Here is a 17,538-nt window from a genome sequence, read left to right on the forward strand (position 1 = left end):
ATATGATTCTTTCTAATGAGTGGTTTTGTCGCTTTTCATTATAAGTCATGTGGGACTTTTTGTCTGCATTGAAAAAGCCCTATAACTTCTGTGGCGGAGTTACCCACTACAGATATTATAGAGCCAATTTAAAAAGGTGATCTCATAGCATTTATCATACTGCTGATAGTAACGATAATGTTAAAAGTTGAGAATTAATTTTTCCAATTGTTAGATAAAAATGCATTTTGTCAGATGTTAAAGAAGTTAATTTTATGATAAAATAGATAATTGAAAAACAGGGATAATCAAAGAAAAAAGAGAATTCTACTTCGTTAACAATGAGAAAAACAGTTTAAGACGTTTTGATGACCTTTTGAGATCTGGGTAATAAAACGTCATGTTTTATGATAACCTATCATTGATAGGACTAATCATATTATTAAAAATGGATAATCATTACTACATGAGTTTGAAAGTAATCCTAACAAAGTGATGGAAAGTAAGAGGAAGTGCAAGATGAATATATTTGTCTTAGAAGATGATTTTATTCAACAATCACGAATGGAAACAACCATTAAAGAACTGACTAGAAAAAATCATATGTCTCCGAAAAAATTTGAGATATTTGGAAAAGCCAATCAATTACTAGAAGCCATCGAAGAAAAGGGAGCACATCAGCTTTTTTTCTTGGATATTGAGATAAAAACAGATGAATTAAAAGGACTAGAAGTAGCAAAACAAATTAGGGCGATTGATCCCTATGCGATTATTGTTTTTGTCACCACACACACTGAGTTTATGCCTCTCACCTTTCGTTATCAAGTCGCTGCTTTAGACTTTATTGATAAAGAACTCTCTCAAGAAGAGTTTGAAAAGAGAATAGAAACAACTCTTATCTATGCTGACCAAAAAGATGGTAAAACATTGGCAGAAGAGTCCTTCTATTTCAAGTCTAAGTATGCTCAAGTCCAGTACCCTTTTAATGAAGTGTATTATATCGAAACATCACCAAGACCACATCGTGTCATCCTTTACACTAAAAACGACAGAATGGAATTTACGGCTAGTTTATCTGAAATTTTAAAACAGAACAATCACTTAATTCAATGTCACCGCTCTTTTGCTATTAATCCGGCAAATGTTCTTAAGGTAGATAGACAAGAAAGAGTCATTTATTTTCCAAATGGGACTAGCTGCCTCATTTCAAGACAAAAGATTAATACTATTGTAAAGATTGTTGAGGACTTGCACTAATGGAAAATGTGATGTCTACTTTTTGGTTCATAGTATTTCCATTTATTTCTTTGTCTCTTGATTTACTTTTATTTTCAAAAGTTAATCAAAGAAGGTTATCTTTGAAGGAAATCCTCTTAGCTATTATTATTCGATTACCGATTGCAGTATTGTCAGTAACTTTGATTACTATCTTTAAAGTTAACTTTTTGTCTTATTTTGATTATCCTCTCTATATGACACTCCTCTCTTTCCTTTTTCTAAGACCATTACCAATAGTGTTGTTAATTTTTTATGGTTTGTTTTCACCAACGCTCTACATTCTTTTTAATAGAATGATTGTTTCTTTTGTACTACCAATTTTTGGTTTTAATGAGCAGTTGCTAAACAATTATTTTTGGTATTTAATGGTTAATATTATGGTTACGTCTTATTGTTTATTTTTTTTAAAATGGTTACAGTATGACTTTACTAAATTGAAGAAAATTTTCCTGGATATTAAAGAAAAAAATATTATTTATTTTGCTAATTTCATAATGATCTTATATCATTTAGTTTATGGATTACTTAGTTATTTAGATTATGAGAAGCTAATTGGAACGGAGAATTATCGTAATTTCATGTTTGTGATATACTTAATTTTTTTCATGGGTCTTATTAATCAAATGGATAGACATTTGCGTAAGCAAGTGCAGGAGCAGTTAAGCTTCCAAAAAGATTTGCAATTACATGGCATGGAAAATTATAATAAGCAAATTGAAGCACTTTATAAGGAAATTAGAAGTTTTCGTCATGATTATATCAACTTATTGACAACCTTGAGACTGGGCATTGAGTCTGAGGATATCAATCAAGTAAAAGCTATTTATACGTCCGTGCTCAAAGATTCTGATGTGGATTTTAAAAAACACAAATACGATTTGGGACGATTGGTCAATATCAACAATCCGGCATTAAAGAGTTTACTGGCTACAAAATTTATCCAGGCAACAGAAAAACAGATTTCAGTCAGCATTGATATTCCTGAAGTCATTGAACTTCAAAAGATGGACTTAATTGACTTTATAACGGTTGTTTCAATCCTTTGTGATAATGCGATAGAAGCAAAACCAAGAGAAATGTCGATTGCCCTTCTTTTATCTGGTAATAAGCAATTATTTATAGTGGAAAACACCATCAAAGAAGAAAGAATGGATATTTCAAGGCTCTATGACTATGGAGTGAGTACCAAAGGTGAAGGTAGAGGTATCGGCTTATATAACGTGATGAAAATTGTTGAGCGCTATCCCAATGTTTCTCTGAAAACCAGTGCACAGAACTATCGCTTTAGTCAAGTTTTGGAGATACATTTATAAATGAAATAAACTCTCTAGATGGTAAAACTATCTAAAGAGTTTATTGTTATATTTACCAGAATATTATAGTTGAACTTATTATTTAGTCAGATAGTCACTGATTACCATTTGGGACATTTCGATGACTGTTTAGGAAATAGTTATAGACTAGAAATATTTTGTGATATACTTAATTTGTTAATCTAACAGAAGAAAAAAATGAAAATAATAAAGGAGATGTTTATCATGAATACAAAAATAAATGAAGTGACAGATATATTACAAAATCTTGAAAATAGTCTTAGTTATCGTAAGGAAATACAACTAATGAATCTTGTTTCGGCATTCAGAAAAAATCTCAATGACTCAACTCTTAATAATCTTACTATGAAAGCAGAACTAAGCAAATTTTTGCAACAATTGTCTCTTGAGCGATTGTCATTAGCTACTAAGTATACGCCAGAGGAGTCACAATATATTGATAAACTCAGAGAATTATCAAATCCAGAGAAAGATAGTGTTTTAAATTATATACTCTAGAGTATAGAGCGATGGTTTGTACAGGTTTAGATTTGTTACAATGAAGTAAATGAGTAAACAACACTAGAAAATTTACCGGAGGTTATACAAATGTTTCATACAAAAAAAGATGATAAAACAGCAGAATTTCAAGCTACTATTGTGCCCTTAATAGAATCCTTCAAAGAAAAAATGGCATCTTATGATGATGCCTTCCACCAAGCCATAGTGACTAAAATCGATGAAGGTCTTAAGGAAATTTCTAGAAAAAATAGTAGTATTTTAAGCATTTCTTTAAAAGTGAAGTGGTTAATCAAAGAGATTGGTGCTATTAAGCATGACGGACAAGTAACATTGACCACTGAAGAAAGTGATCTTTATCGTTCCATTGAAGACACCAATGCTAAATACAGTGACAAAGGGCATGGTGCTTTCTTTAAGATATGATGAGCAAAAACTATTTATTCTAAAGAAAAAATAAAGCAAATTAAAAAAGCCTGAAAGGCTTTTTTAAATGTTAGTTTACCAATTGTTTTATTGACTTAATGTTCTTTTTGCTAACTCTTCACCGCTTATTAGTTTTAACGTTTCTTCATCATATCGAGTCCAATACTCATGCCCTTCTTCATCTTTAAAAAGAAAATTGGGGTATAAAAAGCCGAAATTAGAAATATTTGGGAGATCCGTTTGATTTTCCAAATCAAAGGAAAGAATAATATCGCTGTTTTCCATATGATTAAATTTAGATCGAACTTCTAATTGATAATAGTCAGTTCCAAAACCAAAAAATGGATGATTTGGAATAGCGTCAATAGTTAATGTATCATAAATAATTTCCAAGCTTTTGATTTGTGGATATCTTTCATGGACTTTTTGTTCCATTTCTTTTTCTTGGATTTTAATCGCATTAATTTGATTTTGTCTTGGGTCAACATATTTTGAATCTGATGAAAAGGATTTTAACCAAGTGATAATAATGATTATCATTATGACTCCAAAAAAAACTTTGATAACTTTCATTTCTAAACTCAATTCTTTTAAGATATTTCTATTATACCCTATTTTTATGAAAAATATTAAATTTTACCATTTAGGACTGTTAAATGACTGTTTAGGAAAAAGCACGTCTAAAATAAATTGTTGTGTTATTATTTATTTATCAAATCATCACTAATAATATTAAAAATCAATGAAATACAAAATGACGTAAAGAAGAAAGGAAAAAATCATGACTACAACTTATAAAGAAAAAAGTATTGCTTTAGTGATAAGTTTGGAAAAAGAAATTGCTTCCATGGCAATTGCTAGTGAGCCTAAACAAAATGCTCTCAAAACGATCCAGGAATTTTTAGACAGTCTTCACTCCAAAGAAGAAGGTGAAGCTGTGGTAGCCTCTAAATTACGTCGCTTTGTGACAGTATTTGGAAGACATTTAATGCCTGGTGGCATTGTTTTATCAAAAGAAGGCAGTGAGTTGTGGCATCACATTCAGGCATTAAATAGCTCTTCTGAAACGACAAGCAAGATACATCCTTTTGCATTTAAAGGATAATCAAAAGAAGTTAGTGATATTGCAATGAAGGTTATCTACTGGTTAGAGGCAAGAAAGGAGAAAGAACATGTTGAAAAAAGCACTAAAAGCAACAGTTAAAAACTTGTATCAAATCATTAGAGATGACTATACCATCAATGAAAAAATCAATTTAAATCACTTGACCAAGATTTTTTTAGTTTTCCTAGAAGAAGGCAAGTCAAATGATATGATTCTGCGACAGAGAGCAAAGGAATTTGTTTCAACAGTCAATCAAAAAATTGTGGCTGCGGGGGTGACGCTTCCTGAAGATGCTAGAAAATTAATCGATACTATCGATCATTTATCAACAGCGGGGAGTGTTTCACTGTTTCATTTTTTAGTATTTCGGTTTTTAAAACTGTCACTTGGATGAAAGAAGGTTATTATGAAAGCGATGTATCGTGGCAAAGAAGTAGATGTTTGGAGAGTTAGTCGTGATTCTAACCAACCTGATTGGGTTAAACAAGCCTTTGCCAAAAACTATATGAGATGGGTTGATAATCATGTCTTAATCCTATTAGCTGGTCTTAATCCAGATACTAGAGCCAACCTAAAAATGGGGATGACTGGTAGTGCTGGTGGCGGTGGCTTCATGGGTTATTACATGTATCGAAATGGCTATATTGGGGACTATGTTGATGGTACAAACCATCAAGTTCTAAGTGAAAAGCAGTTTCAAAAAGCCTATCAAGTACTATCAGATTAAAATAGGAGGATATGATAATGACAACATTTACTAAAGACACACTAAAAGAAGCAAGCATACTCATCAATACTTTAAACCAAAAATTCCAAAACTCTAAAAAAGGGTTGGGAGATGAACAAAGATTTCAAAATAATATTGATGATATGATGAGAACAATTGAAAAAACCAAAAAGATTAATAATGTTATTTTGCTTGAATTGGAAAAATTTCATCAAAGAGCCAGTCTTTTGATTGGGATTGGGCAGTTAAAACTTGAAACAGATGCCTATCAAGCATGGAAAGCCTACGATCGTTTCCATTTTGAAGACGTCAAACCAAATCTTAAACTATATGGTCCAATTGCGATGATGTAAAGCTAATAGGATAAGTTAAGCAAATAACCTGTGCTATTAAAATAAAAAATAAAAGGAGAAAAATGATGCAATGGTTAAAGGAACTGATTTTTATTTTAGGAACTCTACTTATTGTTTATTTTGTACTTAAAGACGGTATGGAAGATGAGCGTGAGCGTTATAAAAAAGAACTAGCACAGAAAAAAGGGAATTCCATCTGGTTGAGAATGCTTAGACGACTTTTTCAATAAAAGAATTTTAAAAAGGAGAAGAACTTGGCAAGAGTAGGTAATTTTTTTATTGGGTTATTAGGTCCTCTTTTCTTTTGGGCTATTTTATATATGTTTCATTTTGATAATCAAGCCATCAATGATGTTGTTCAAGTTGTGGTAGAGATTATTTTATTGTGGTTTAGTTTCTGGTATTTTCAAAAGTCTGGGATAGACAAACTTCGTTTTCCAACTAAAAAGCAATGGTTAATTTTTCTTGTGTCTTTGGTGACAATTTTTATATTTTCAAGTGTTTACAATTATTTTTTTGATATCTACTCAGGAGCTGCAACTGCACTTAAAGAAAGTTATTTAGAAAATGGTTATAGTTTATCTCTCGTTTCAAGTTTGGTCTTTCTTGCACCATTACAAGAAGAGTTGTTAATGAGAGGATTTATCCAAAAAGGTGCTTTTAAAAATAATTGGATTGGCGTTTTATTAGCTGCAAGTATTTTTGCGGGATTTCATTGCCCAGAAAATTTGGTTTCTTTTATTCATTATGCCTTTGCAGGTCTTATTTTTGGCTATGCCTATAAAAAGAGCAACAACTTGTTGGTTTCAATCTTATGTCATGCAGGGATTAATACAATTATTTTGATAGTGCCATTACTAGTATAACTGACTAATAATGCCTATCTAACAATATTAGTGACGACACCAATTAGCTTATTAAATTTTTTTAAAATGATGCCAGACAGGACTGAATCGACAGAATCTTTTATGATATAATGTCTGATAGTAAGGGAGAATAAAATAGCATGTTTCAGAAAAAGTATCGTCGCAATATCATCCTTCTCGGAGGACTAGATTTTCTTTCCTTTTTTGGCATCACCACTTTTTGGGTCTTGTTTCTTAGCCAAAATGGGATGAGTTTATTAGAAGTTGGTCTTTTGGAAAGTTTATTTCATGGCACCAGCATTCTTTTTGAAATCCCTTCAGGCATGTTGGCAGATCGTTTTACTTATAAAACCAACCTTTATATCAGTCGAGTGATGACCATCCTATCCAGTCTTTTGATGATTTTAGGGCAAGGCAATTTCTGGATTTATGCCATCGCCATGATTCTAACCGCCTTAGGCTATAATTTTAGCTCAGGAACTGATTCAGCAATGCTTTTTGAGTCGGCTAAAGAGGCTGGTCTTGAGTCACGCTACTTAAAAATCACAAGCGTTATTGCTGGCTTTGTTGAAGCAGGATTAGCACTTGGCAGTGTTCTGGCAAGTTTTTTTGTTCATGGTCTTTTATACTATACTTACTACATCATGATTGTTTTGTCATTGATTGGTATTGGCTTAATCTATCTGATGAAAGAACCACAGTTAAAAGCTAAAGAAGGTGAACAAACCACTTTAAAATCGATTGTCTCAGTTGTTTCAAAAGAATTTAAAGAAAAACCAGGTCTGCTATTTTGGATGCTCAGTTTTCAATTTGTCGCTAGCATCATGTGTATGTTTTATTTCTACTATCAAAATGAATTACCCGATTTAACCGTCTGGCAAATTAGTTTCATCATGCTTTTAGGGAGTGTCATCAATGTTTTAGCTGTTTGGTTGGCTAGTCGTATTGGTGAAAAATGGCATTCCAGACGCATTTTTCCGATTTTAGTCTTTCTAACAGGACTTAGTTTTGTTTTTGCCATCACTGGAAATATCATCTTTTATGCTTTGATTTATCTCTTTAGTAATGGCTTATATGCTTTATTTTTACCCATTTTCAACAACGATCTACAACACAATTTACCAAGTGAAGTAAGAGCAACGCTGTTAAGTGTTAATGCTATGTGTTTTAGCTTATCAATGATTATTGTTTTTCCTTTCACGGGTTGGTTGATTGATAATTGTGGTTTTGCAAGAACCTTTATTTTGCTAGGTTTGTTGCTAGTATTACTAGCACCGATACTCTATTTTAAAAATAGAGATGTTATTATTTCAAATGATGTTAGTGAGTAAATAATCGCTATCGTTTTGTCAATGTTTAGTCTTAACGATAATAATCATAAGGAGGATGATATGGCAATCCAAAACATCACACTATTCGCCCTCTTTTTAGAAGGCATTTTATCATTTTTTTCTCCCTGTGTTTTACCAATTTTGCCGATATATATTGGGATTTTAGCTGGAGATAGTGATAAGGATAGTCAAGATCGTTTAGCCAAGAGGCAAAAAAGAGTACTGATTAATACATTATGTTTTATTTCAGGCATTGCTTTAACTTTTTTTATCTTAGCTTTTGCAAGCAGTCTTTTAAGTCGTTTTTTAAATGAGCATTTAAAATTTTTACAGATTATTAGTGGCATTTTGATGATTGCAATGGGGCTGTTTCAAATGGGATGGCTTAAAATTGACTTTCTACTGAGAGAATTTTCAGCCAAACAATCGATATATAAAGTAGGGCAAAAAGTAGGCCCACTCTTAGCTTTTTTACTAGGATTTACCTTTAGTTTTTCTTGGAGTCCTTGTATCGGTCCTATTTTAGCGAGTGTCTTCTTTTATGCTAGTTCCCATCAAGGAAGTCTTAGCATTATCTTACTGTTAGTTTATTCTATTGGTTTTATGCTCCCGTTTTTGCTAGTGGCTATTTTTTCTCAGAAAATGCTCCAATTCTTTAAACAACAAGTAAAATTTGTCAGCTATACTAAAATTATTTCAGGCCTTATTTTACTTGTCATTGGTGTTAGTATTTTAACGGGGTCATTTACTGTCTTTATGAATTATTTAATATAAGAGAGGTTCAAACATGAAAAAATATTTTTTATTACTAGTGTCACTTTTTTTACTGACAGCTTGCTCAACCACACAAGAAGATAAACAATCATCGAGTCAAGTTGAAACAACTCAAGAAGCAAAGACAGAAACAGCACCTGATTTCACCTTGATAGATGATAAAGGTGAGACCATTTCCTTAAGTGATTTAAAAGGAAAAAAAGTTTATATTAATGTCTGGGCGAGCTGGTGTGGTCCTTGTAAGCGAGAATTTCCAGAATTAGAAAAAGTTTACCAAAACGTTAAAGAAGACGATGACATTGTCTTTTTATCTGTCACTTCACCTAATGATAAACAATTTAAAAATAGTAATCCTGCTGACAAGGACTCTGCCACTATTTTAGCAGCAGCTAAAGAACTTGGTGCCACTTATCCAGTTTACTTTGACAGTAATGATCACTTTATGGAAGATTATGCCATAAGAGCTTTTCCGACACATGTATTCATTAATAGCGATGGTAGCTTGGCAAAATACTACCCAGGTCAAATCAATGAAGCTATGTTAGAAGAACAATTGGCGCTTTTAAAATAAGTCAAACATAAAAAGAAATTCACCACAAGGATGGTGAATTTTTTGATATAATATAAAAAAGAAAAAAGAGAGAAGGAGTTGCTATGTCTAATCAAAACATTAACCTTGTTATTGTCACTGGAATGAGTGGAGCAGGAAAAACAGTTGCCATTCAATCATTTGAAGATTTAGGCTATTTCACCATTGATAATATGCCACCAACCCTCATGCCAAAGTTTTTAGAATTGGTATTACAAGCTAATGAAAACCACAAGGTTGCTTTAGTCGTAGACATGAGGAGTCGCTTATTTTTCTCTGAACTAACCAACATTTTAGATGATTTAGAATTAAATGATCACATTACCGTTAAAATTCTATTTCTTGATGCCACAGATGGTGAGTTGATTTCACGTTATAAAGAAACCAGAAGAAGTCATCCTTTGTCTGCAGATGGTCGTGTGTTAGATGGCATAAAGCTCGAAAGAGAACTTTTAGCACCCCTAAAAAGTCTTAGTCAAAATGTTGTTGATACCACAACCCTCACCCCTAGACAATTGCGTCAAACGATTGTCGATCAGTTTTCTGGTGATAATCAGCAAAAAATGTTTCGCATAGAAGTGATGAGTTTTGGTTTTAAGTATGGTTTGCCACTTGATGCTGACCTTGTTTTTGATGTCCGTTTTTTGCCAAATCCTCATTACCAACCTGACCTAAGACCGATGACAGGACTAGATCAACCCGTTTATGACTATGTCATGAATCATCAAGAATCAGAAGAGTTCTATCAACATTTAATGACACTCTTACAACCAATTTTACCTAGTTATCGTAAAGAAGGAAAATCAACCCTAACCATAGCTATTGGCTGTACTGGCGGTCAACATAGAAGTGTTGCTTTTGCCCACCGAATTGCAGAAGAATTAAAACAAGATTGGCCAGTCAATGAAAGCCACAGAGATTATCAAAAACGTAAGGAGACCTTAAATCGCTCATGAGAAAACCGAAAATAACCGTTATTGGTGGTGGCACAGGCATTCCTGTTATTTTAAATAGTTTACGCCATCAAAACGTTGATATTGTTGCGATTGTAACGGTTGCAGATGATGGTGGGAGTTCTGGTGAGCTTAGATCCGTCATGCAATTAGTACCACCAGGAGATTTACGTAATGTATTAGTAGCCATGAGTGACATGCCAAAGTTTTATGAACAGATTTTCCAATACCGTTTCCATGAAAATGATGGGGCTTTAGCAGGTCATCCTCTAGGAAATCTTATCATTGCAGGCATTTCAGAGATGCAAGGATCGACTTACAATGCTATCCAACTACTTTCAAAATTCTTTCATGTCACTGGAAAAATTTTCCCAGCTAGTGAGCAGGCTCTAACACTTCATGCCATTTTTCAAGATGGCCATGAAGTGATAGGGGAAAGTCAAATTGCTAACTATAAAGGAATGATTGATTATGTTTATGTGACCAATGCTTATAATGATGATGTGCCTAAAGCTAGCCGCAAAGTTGTTGAAAGCATTATGGAAAGCGACATGATTGTTTTAGGACCAGGCTCTTTATTTACCTCTATTTTACCCAGCTTAGTGATTCCAGAAATTAAAGAAGCTCTCTTAAAAACGCCAGCTGAAATAGCCTATGTTTGTAATATCATGACTCAGTACGGTGAAACAGAGCATTTTACAGATAGTGACCATGTGGCTGTTCTTAATAAACATCTTGGAAAAGATATTATTGATACAGTACTAGTTAACATCGAACCTGTTCCTAAAGGTTATATGGATAATAACCAATTCGACGAATATCTTGTTCAAGTTGATCATGATTTTAAAGGCTTAACCAAACAAGTAAAACGTGTTATCTCTTCTAACTTTTTACGATTAGAAAATGGTGGTGCCTTCCATCATGGTGATTTAGTCGTAGAAGAGTTGATGAGTTTGATTAAAGGACATGGACTATGAGTTTTACAACCACAGTTAAAGAAGAAATTTTAAGCACTTCAACTGTTGATGGCTATGAATTAGCAGCCACTATTAAAATGTCAGGAAATTTAGGCTTGACAAGTAATGGCTTAACCTTATCTGTTTCAACAGAAAATGCTAAGGTCGCAAGACACATCTATGAAATGCTTGAAACATTATGCCATGTCAAACCAGATATTCGTTATCACCAAAAAACAAATCTCAAAAAAAATCGTGTTTATCACGTCTTTATTGAAGAACACGTTGATAAAATCTTATCACAATTACAATTGGCTGACTCTTTCTTTGGTTTTTCAACAGGTATTGACCATCAGATTTTGGTGGATGATGACGCGGGACGATCTTATTTAAGAGGTGCTTTTTTATCAGCTGGCACCATTAGAGAACCAGATTCAGGAAAATATCAACTAGAAATTTTTTCTGTTTATTTGGACCATGCGCATGATTTGGCTAATCTCATGAAAAAATTTCTACTGGACGCTAAAGTCATTGAACGAAAAAATGGTGCTGTCACCTATCTTCAAAAAGCTGATGATATCATGGATTTCTTGATTGTCATTAATGCTATGGCAGCTAGAGAAACGTTTGAAGAAATTAAGTTAATGAAAGAAGCAAGAAATGATATTAACCGCGCTAACAATGTTGAAACCGCAAATATCACAAGAACGATTAATGCCAGCATGAAAATTATCAATAATATCAGTAAGATAAAAGATACTATCGGCTTAGAGAGTCTTTCGATTGAACTGCAACAAATTGCTCACATTAGAGTGACTCATCCAGAGTATTCACTACAGGAAATTGCTGATAGTTTGGATTTTCCCTTAACCAAAAGTGGTGTTAATCATCGCTTAAGAAAAATAAATAAAATAGCAGAAGAATTATAGGAGAAAAAAGATGGGATGTACAACTATTCTTGTAGGTAAAAATGCTAGTTATGACGGCTCAACCATGATTGCAAGAACAGAAGATTCACAAAATGGTGAGTTCACACCAAAACATTTTGTTGTCTTCAACAAAGAAGATCAACCAAAGAAATATCGTTCAGTTTTATCATCATTTGAAATGTCACTTGATGAAGAACCAATGCGTTACACAGCCGTACCAGATGCTCTTAGAAAAGATGGTCTTTGGGCAGCAGCTGGCATCAATGAAGAAAATATTGCAATGAGTGCCACTGAAACCATCACAACCAATAGTCGTGTGTTAGGAGCAGATCCGTTAGTGCCTTCTGGCATTGGTGAAGAAGATATGGTAACACTCGTCTTACCTTATATTCATTCGGCGCGTGAGGGTGTCATGCGCCTTGGTAAGATTCTTGAAGCATTTGGCACCTACGAATCCAATGGCATTGCTTTTTCAGATGTTAATGAGATTTGGTGGATGGAAACAGTAGGTGGTCACCACTGGATTGCAAGACGCGTCCCAGATAATGCCTATGTCACCAATCCTAATCAATTAGGTATTGATTATTTTGAGTTTAATAATCCTGACCATTTTCTTTATTCAACAGATCTTCGTGAGTTTATTAAAGAAAATCATCTTGAATTAAATTATAGTCATGAACATTTTAACCCAAGACTAGCTTTTGGTAGTCAAAAAGATAAAGATAGACAATATAATACTCCAAGATCTTGGTTTATACAAAGTTTTTTAAACCCAGAAATAAAGCAAGAGCCCACTAGTTTTTTCATTCCTTGGTGTCAAAAACCTTATCGCAAGATTACTGTTGAGGACATCAAGTATGTTTTAAGCGGACATTATCAAAACACTGTTTATGATCCTTATGGACTTGAAGGAAATGAGCATTCTAGAAAAGCTTTTAGACCTATTGGTATCAATAGAACTAGCCAAACTGCTCTGTTACAACTTCGTCCTGATAGACCAAAAGAAACAACAGGTATACAGTGGTTGAGTTATGGTTCCATGCCTTTTAATACTATGGTTCCTTTTTTCACACAAATAAGTAAAACACCAGAGTATTTTGCCTACACACCTGAGACAGTGACAACCAAGAGTTTTTACTGGACCAATCGCTTGATAGCAGCTATTAGTGACCCTCATTTTAGACAACATGAAGGAGATATTGAAAGCTACAACCAAGAGATTATGGCAAAAGGACATGAGCGACTTTTAAGAGTTGATAAAGCACTTGATCAAGGTGAAACAATTGATTTTGAACAAGAAAATCAAGCTATGAGCGACTATGTAGAAGAAAAAACCAATCTTCTCTTAGGAAAACTTCTTCACGATGCCAGTAATTTGATGACTAATCGATTTTCAGTCAGTGATTAATAAAGCATTAAAATTAATGTGTATAATAAAAAAGCATTGCCATCAATGCTTTTTTATTATGATTGTTCAGGAATAATAATTTCAGTATATTGATTATAAAGCTTTTGATTTTCTTGAGAGATATTAGCATCAGTTATTAAATAATCAAAATAATTCGTTTTATAAAAAACATAGAAATCATAGCGTCCAAATTTCGTATGGTCAGCTAGTAGTATTTTTTGAATAGAATTGTTTAAAACAATATTAAGCAATTCCCCTTCGGACTCACTATAAGTTGCTACACGCTCTTTATAGATAGCATTTGCACTAATAAAGGTTTTTGAAAATTTTAATGATTTAACATAGTTATTTGCAAAACTGCCCACAAAAGCACCTGTAATATCTCGATATTCTCCACCAAGAAGAATGAGATCCACCGATTGGCTATCTTTTAAGATATTAAAAACAGGTAAACTATTAGTGATAATCCGTAGTTTACGTTGTCGTAAATCTCTTGCTAAACATTCAATCGTTGTTCCAGGACCAAGAAAAATAGTTTCACCATCATTAATTAATTGAGCAGCAGCAGCAGCGATTTCTTGTTTTTCATTGATTTGTTTTGCTAGTTTTTCAGTATTTGAACGCTCATAGAAGCTATTTTGACTAATACTTTGTGCGCCACCATGTACTCGAATTAATTTACCATTTTTTTCTAATTCGTCTAAATCTCTTCGAACAGTCATGTCTGAGACATCTAACTCGGCAATAATTTCTTGCACGGTGATGAGTCCCTCATTGTTAACTTTTTCAAGAATCCTTTGTAAGCGCTCTCTTTTTAACATGCCATACTCCTTCATATAGTCATTCGACTGATTGTAGATTTATCATAGCATAGAGCCTTAATTTTTTCAATCAATTTCTCTTTTTTTGCTTAAAAAAACAAATAAATACAAACAAATATAAACATAAAAACTTGACTTTGTGTTTGTTTTAGTTTATATTAGAAGGGTGTGAATAAGGTAATTTAAATTGTAATTTTGACTGTGTTATTGTCATGTCAAACTAAAATTTAATTACCTTTGAAGGCATTAAAAATGAGATAACATCCCATAAAATGAAAGGAGAATGTAATGATATTAACCATTACCATGAATCCATCTGTTGATATTTCATATCATTTAGACAATTTGGATTTGGATACGGTCAATCGGGTGTCAGAAGTTGTTAAAACACCTGGCGGAAAAGGGTTAAATGTTACTAGAGTTTTATCTGAGCTTGGTGATAAAGTCATGGCCAGTGGGTGTATTGGAGGGACAACCGGTCAGTATCTGATTGAACATCTAGATGATAGCATCAAAAAATGCTTCTTTAGTATTAGTCGTGATACAAGAAACTGCGTAGCTATTCTTCATGATGGCAACCAAACAGAGATTTTAGAGAAAGGTCCAATGCTTGATCTTGATGAGAGTGAGGGCTTCCTCAACCACTTTAAAATTATTTTAAAACAAGCAGAGGTTGTGGCTATTTCTGGTAGTTTACCAGATGGTCTTGAGCAAGATTATTACTCAAGAATGATTGAAATTGCTAATACTTACCATAAAAAAGTTGTTTTAGATTGTTCTGGAAAAGCTTTGGAAACTGTTTTAGCATCTAAAAATAAACCGACTGTCATCAAACCTAATCTAGAAGAATTATCTCAGTTATTGGGTCGTTCTGTTTCTTCTGATATTGAAGAATTAAAAACAGTTCTAAATGATGACTTATTCTCAGGAATTGAATGGATTGTTGTTTCTTTAGGTTCTAAAGGAGCTTTTGCAAAACATCACGATACTTTCTATCGCGTTACTATTCCAAAAATTTCTGTTGTGAATCCTGTTGGTTCAGGAGACTCAACAGTAGCAGGGATTTCGTCAGCACTTTTACACAATGAAAGTGATGAGGCTCTCCTTACAAAAGCTAATGTTCTTGGTATGCTCAATGCACAAGAAAAAATGACTGGTCATGTCAACATGGCAAACTATGATAACTTATATAAACAAATTAAAGTAGAAGAGGTATAAAAATGGCACTTACAGAACAAAAACGTCGTTACATGGAAAAACTTTCAAACAAAGATGGTGTGATTTCAGCACTTGCTTTTGACCAACGTGGGGCATTAAGAAGAATGATGTCACAACACCAAACTGAAGAACCATCTGTAGCACAAATGGAAGAATTAAAAAGCTTAGTATCAGAAGAATTGACTAAATATTCTTCATCTATTCTTTTAGACCCAGAATTTGGTCTTCCAGCAGTTGATGTTAAAGATGAAAATGCAGGTCTATTACTTGCTTATGAAAAAACAGGTTATGACGCTACAACAACAACTCGCTTACCAGACTGTTTGGTTGAGTGGTCTGTTAAACGTTTGAAAGAACAAGGTGCAGATGCCATTAAATTCCTTCTTTACTACGATGTAGATAGTGATGATTACACTAACCTTCAAAAGAAAGCATACATCGAAAGAATTGGTTCAGAGTGTGTTGCTGAGGATATTCCTTTCTACCTTGAAATTGTTTCATATGATGAAAAAATCAAAGATGCTTCAAGTGCAGAATACGCTAAAGTAAAACCAAGAAAAGTGATTGAAGCAATGAAAGTCTTCTCAGAAGATCGCTACAATGTTGATGTTTTAAAAGTTGAAGTGCCAGTTAACATGAACTATGTTGAAGGATTTGCAACTGGTGAAGTGGTGTATACTAAAGAAGAAGCAGCACAATACTTCCGTGATCAAGAAGCAGCAAGTAACTTACCATACATTTATCTAAGTGCAGGCGTAAGCAGCAAACTCTTCCAAGAAACTCTTGTATTTGCTCATGAAGCAGGTGCTAAATTTAACGGTGTTCTTTGTGGTCGTGCTACTTGGGCTGGATCAGTTGAAGTTTATATTAAAGAAGGTAAAGACGCTGCTGTTGAATGGTTACGTACAACTGGATTTAATAATATTGACGAATTAAACAAAGTCATTGAAAAAACAGCTACTCCTTGGACTGAAAAAGTTTAAAAGTAACTACGGGTAAAAATGATGTTAAGTTTAAGTAATGACTTTTTAACAGTAACCTTTAGTGAAAATGGTGCCACGTTAACATCCATCAAAGATAAAGAGGGTATCGAGTATCTTTGGCAAGGGGATGCTAACTATTGGAGTGGGCAAGCACCAGTACTATTCCCAAATTGTGGTAGTGTGAGAGACGATAAAACTATTTTTGCCTCAGCTGATCATGTTGAAGGAACTCTTCCTCGTCATGGATTAGTTCGTAAAAAAGTATTTGATGTGACGCATCACGACGAAAATAGTATTGCTTTTAGCATTCAATCAACTAAAGAAATGCTAGACAATTATCCTTTTGCTTTTGAACTAACTATTCTTTATACCTTATCTGAAAAGACAATTACAACAACCTATCAAATTAAGAATAAAGATTCTAAGCAAATGCCATTCTTTATTGGGGGTCATCCGGGATTTAATTGTCCAATTAAAGACGGTGAGTCTTACGACGATTACTACTTAGAGTTTGAAAAAGTTGAAACCTTAACGATTCCAAAACAATTTCCCGAAACAGGTCTTTTGGATTTGTTAGACAGAAAAGACTTTTTAAACCAAGAAACAATCTTGCCATTATCATTTGATTTATTCAAAGAAGATGCTATTACTCTTGACCAGTTAGAGTCGAGAAGTGTTAAGTTATTATCTAAAAATCATGATAAGGGTATTGAAATAGCCTTTAAAGATTTTCCGGCACTCATTTTGTGGACAACGCCAAATAAAGGACCATTCATTGCCTTAGAACCTTGGTTAGGCTTGTCAACGTCGCTTGAAGAATCTGATGTTTTTGAAGAAAAACGTCATGTTCAATTTGCGCAACCAAATGAGTTGAAATCTTATTCATTTGATATAACGGTCTTAGGATAATTATTAAATAAAATCATTAATATTAAAGGTATCTCATGGATGGTGAGATACTTTTTTTGAACTTGCATTTTTGATCAAATAACACTATAATAATTAACAGT

Annotated in this window: 22 protein-coding genes; 20 read left to right on the forward strand and 2 right to left on the reverse strand. The window is 33.4% G+C overall.

Annotation, left to right across the window (positions count from 1 at the left end):
* The first annotated feature begins 498 nt into the window (after positions 1 to 498).
* The 4 genes from N7659_RS07285 to N7659_RS07300 all read left to right on the forward strand — a co-directional run bounded on the left by N7659_RS07285 (position 499) and on the right by N7659_RS07300 (position 3,515).
* Entirely contained in the window at positions 499 to 1,236 is a 738-nt protein-coding gene (locus N7659_RS07285; RefSeq protein ID WP_263276496.1) for a response regulator transcription factor, read from the forward strand.
* 626 nt (positions 1,237 to 1,862) lie between these two features.
* Entirely contained in the window at positions 1,863 to 2,570 is a 708-nt protein-coding gene (locus N7659_RS07290) for a sensor histidine kinase (protein WP_263276497.1), read from the forward strand.
* A gap of 225 nt (positions 2,571 to 2,795) precedes the next feature.
* Positions 2,796 to 3,089 carry a hypothetical protein gene (locus N7659_RS07295; protein WP_263276498.1) on the forward strand — a complete coding sequence of 98 codons (294 nt, stop codon included), beginning with the start codon at positions 2,796 to 2,798 and terminating at the stop codon, positions 3,087 to 3,089.
* 90 nt (positions 3,090 to 3,179) lie between these two features.
* On the forward strand, positions 3,180 to 3,515 hold the full coding sequence (locus tag N7659_RS07300) for a hypothetical protein (protein ID WP_263276499.1): 336 nt from the start codon (positions 3,180 to 3,182) through the stop codon (positions 3,513 to 3,515).
* An 87-nt stretch (positions 3,516 to 3,602) separates the two neighbouring features.
* On the opposite strand, the gene N7659_RS07305 is transcribed toward N7659_RS07300, so the two are convergent.
* Positions 3,603 to 4,055, reverse strand: a complete 453-nt coding sequence (locus N7659_RS07305; RefSeq protein ID WP_263276500.1) for a hypothetical protein — start codon at positions 4,053 to 4,055, stop codon at positions 3,603 to 3,605.
* 241 nt (positions 4,056 to 4,296) lie between these two features.
* On the opposite strand from N7659_RS07305, the gene N7659_RS07310 reads away from it, so the two are divergent.
* The 13 genes from N7659_RS07310 (at position 4,297) to N7659_RS07370 (ending at position 13,506) form a co-directional block, all read left to right on the forward strand.
* The gene (locus tag N7659_RS07310; protein ID WP_263276501.1) at positions 4,297 to 4,620 is read left to right on the forward strand and encodes a hypothetical protein; all 324 of its coding nucleotides are present in this window, start codon (positions 4,297 to 4,299) and stop codon (positions 4,618 to 4,620) included.
* Positions 4,621 to 4,687: 67 nt separating this feature from the next.
* Entirely contained in the window at positions 4,688 to 5,014 is a 327-nt protein-coding gene (locus tag N7659_RS07315) for a hypothetical protein (RefSeq protein WP_263276502.1), read from the forward strand.
* Positions 5,015 to 5,026: 12 nt separating this feature from the next.
* Positions 5,027 to 5,347 carry a hypothetical protein gene (locus N7659_RS07320; RefSeq protein ID WP_263276503.1) on the forward strand — a complete coding sequence of 107 codons (321 nt, stop codon included), beginning with the start codon at positions 5,027 to 5,029 and terminating at the stop codon, positions 5,345 to 5,347.
* A 17-nt stretch (positions 5,348 to 5,364) separates the two neighbouring features.
* Entirely contained in the window at positions 5,365 to 5,700 is a 336-nt protein-coding gene (locus N7659_RS07325) for a helicase BlpT (protein WP_263276504.1), read from the forward strand.
* A gap of 62 nt (positions 5,701 to 5,762) precedes the next feature.
* Positions 5,763 to 5,930, forward strand: a complete 168-nt coding sequence (locus tag N7659_RS07330) for a hypothetical protein (protein WP_263276505.1) — start codon at positions 5,763 to 5,765, stop codon at positions 5,928 to 5,930.
* A 90-nt stretch (positions 5,931 to 6,020) separates the two neighbouring features.
* Entirely contained in the window at positions 6,021 to 6,566 is a 546-nt protein-coding gene (locus N7659_RS07335) for a CPBP family intramembrane glutamic endopeptidase (RefSeq protein WP_263276506.1), read from the forward strand.
* Positions 6,567 to 6,706: 140 nt separating this feature from the next.
* Positions 6,707 to 7,897, forward strand: a complete 1,191-nt coding sequence (locus N7659_RS07340) for an MFS transporter (RefSeq protein ID WP_263276507.1) — start codon at positions 6,707 to 6,709, stop codon at positions 7,895 to 7,897.
* A gap of 60 nt (positions 7,898 to 7,957) precedes the next feature.
* Positions 7,958 to 8,671: a cytochrome c biogenesis CcdA family protein gene (locus tag N7659_RS07345; RefSeq protein WP_263276508.1), complete on the forward strand. Its 714-nt coding sequence runs from the start codon at positions 7,958 to 7,960 to the stop codon at positions 8,669 to 8,671.
* Between the two features lie 13 nt (positions 8,672 to 8,684).
* On the forward strand, positions 8,685 to 9,242 hold the full coding sequence (locus N7659_RS07350) for a TlpA family protein disulfide reductase (RefSeq protein WP_199567641.1): 558 nt from the start codon (positions 8,685 to 8,687) through the stop codon (positions 9,240 to 9,242).
* Between the two features lie 83 nt (positions 9,243 to 9,325).
* Positions 9,326 to 10,216: an RNase adapter RapZ gene (gene rapZ, locus N7659_RS07355; protein WP_263276509.1), complete on the forward strand. Its 891-nt coding sequence runs from the start codon at positions 9,326 to 9,328 to the stop codon at positions 10,214 to 10,216.
* Complete coding sequence (locus N7659_RS07360) at positions 10,213 to 11,190, forward strand: YvcK family protein (RefSeq protein ID WP_263276510.1); 978 nt, start codon at positions 10,213 to 10,215, stop codon at positions 11,188 to 11,190. Before rapZ ends, N7659_RS07360 begins: the two co-directional genes overlap by 4 nt.
* The gene (whiA, locus tag N7659_RS07365; RefSeq protein ID WP_263276511.1) at positions 11,187 to 12,098 is read left to right on the forward strand and encodes a DNA-binding protein WhiA; all 912 of its coding nucleotides are present in this window, start codon (positions 11,187 to 11,189) and stop codon (positions 12,096 to 12,098) included. Before N7659_RS07360 ends, whiA begins: the two co-directional genes overlap by 4 nt.
* 10 nt (positions 12,099 to 12,108) lie before the next feature.
* The gene (locus N7659_RS07370; RefSeq protein ID WP_263276512.1) at positions 12,109 to 13,506 is read left to right on the forward strand and encodes a C69 family dipeptidase; all 1,398 of its coding nucleotides are present in this window, start codon (positions 12,109 to 12,111) and stop codon (positions 13,504 to 13,506) included.
* Positions 13,507 to 13,562: 56 nt separating this feature from the next.
* Here the strand turns inward: N7659_RS07370 and N7659_RS07375 are convergent, their stop codons facing one another.
* Positions 13,563 to 14,327 carry a DeoR/GlpR family DNA-binding transcription regulator gene (locus N7659_RS07375; RefSeq protein ID WP_263276513.1) on the reverse strand — a complete coding sequence of 255 codons (765 nt, stop codon included), beginning with the start codon at positions 14,325 to 14,327 and terminating at the stop codon, positions 13,563 to 13,565.
* 288 nt (positions 14,328 to 14,615) lie between these two features.
* Between N7659_RS07375 and N7659_RS07380 the strand changes: the two genes are divergently transcribed.
* Genes N7659_RS07380 through N7659_RS07390 form a run of 3 tightly spaced genes read left to right on the forward strand, consistent with a single transcriptional unit; the run spans position 14,616 to position 17,437 of the window.
* Positions 14,616 to 15,545 carry a tagatose-6-phosphate kinase gene (locus N7659_RS07380; protein WP_263276514.1) on the forward strand — a complete coding sequence of 310 codons (930 nt, stop codon included), beginning with the start codon at positions 14,616 to 14,618 and terminating at the stop codon, positions 15,543 to 15,545.
* A 2-nt stretch (positions 15,546 to 15,547) separates the two neighbouring features.
* Positions 15,548 to 16,528 (forward strand): tagatose-bisphosphate aldolase, encoded by a 981-nt coding sequence (lacD, locus tag N7659_RS07385; protein WP_263276515.1) that lies wholly within the window; start codon positions 15,548 to 15,550, stop codon positions 16,526 to 16,528.
* A gap of 18 nt (positions 16,529 to 16,546) precedes the next feature.
* Positions 16,547 to 17,437, forward strand: a complete 891-nt coding sequence (locus N7659_RS07390; protein WP_263276516.1) for an aldose 1-epimerase family protein — start codon at positions 16,547 to 16,549, stop codon at positions 17,435 to 17,437.
* Positions 17,438 to 17,538 lie beyond the last annotated feature (101 nt).

This window comes from Streptococcus sp. CSL10205-OR2, assembly GCF_025660655.1.
Lineage (GTDB): Bacteria > Bacillota > Bacilli > Lactobacillales > Streptococcaceae > Streptococcus.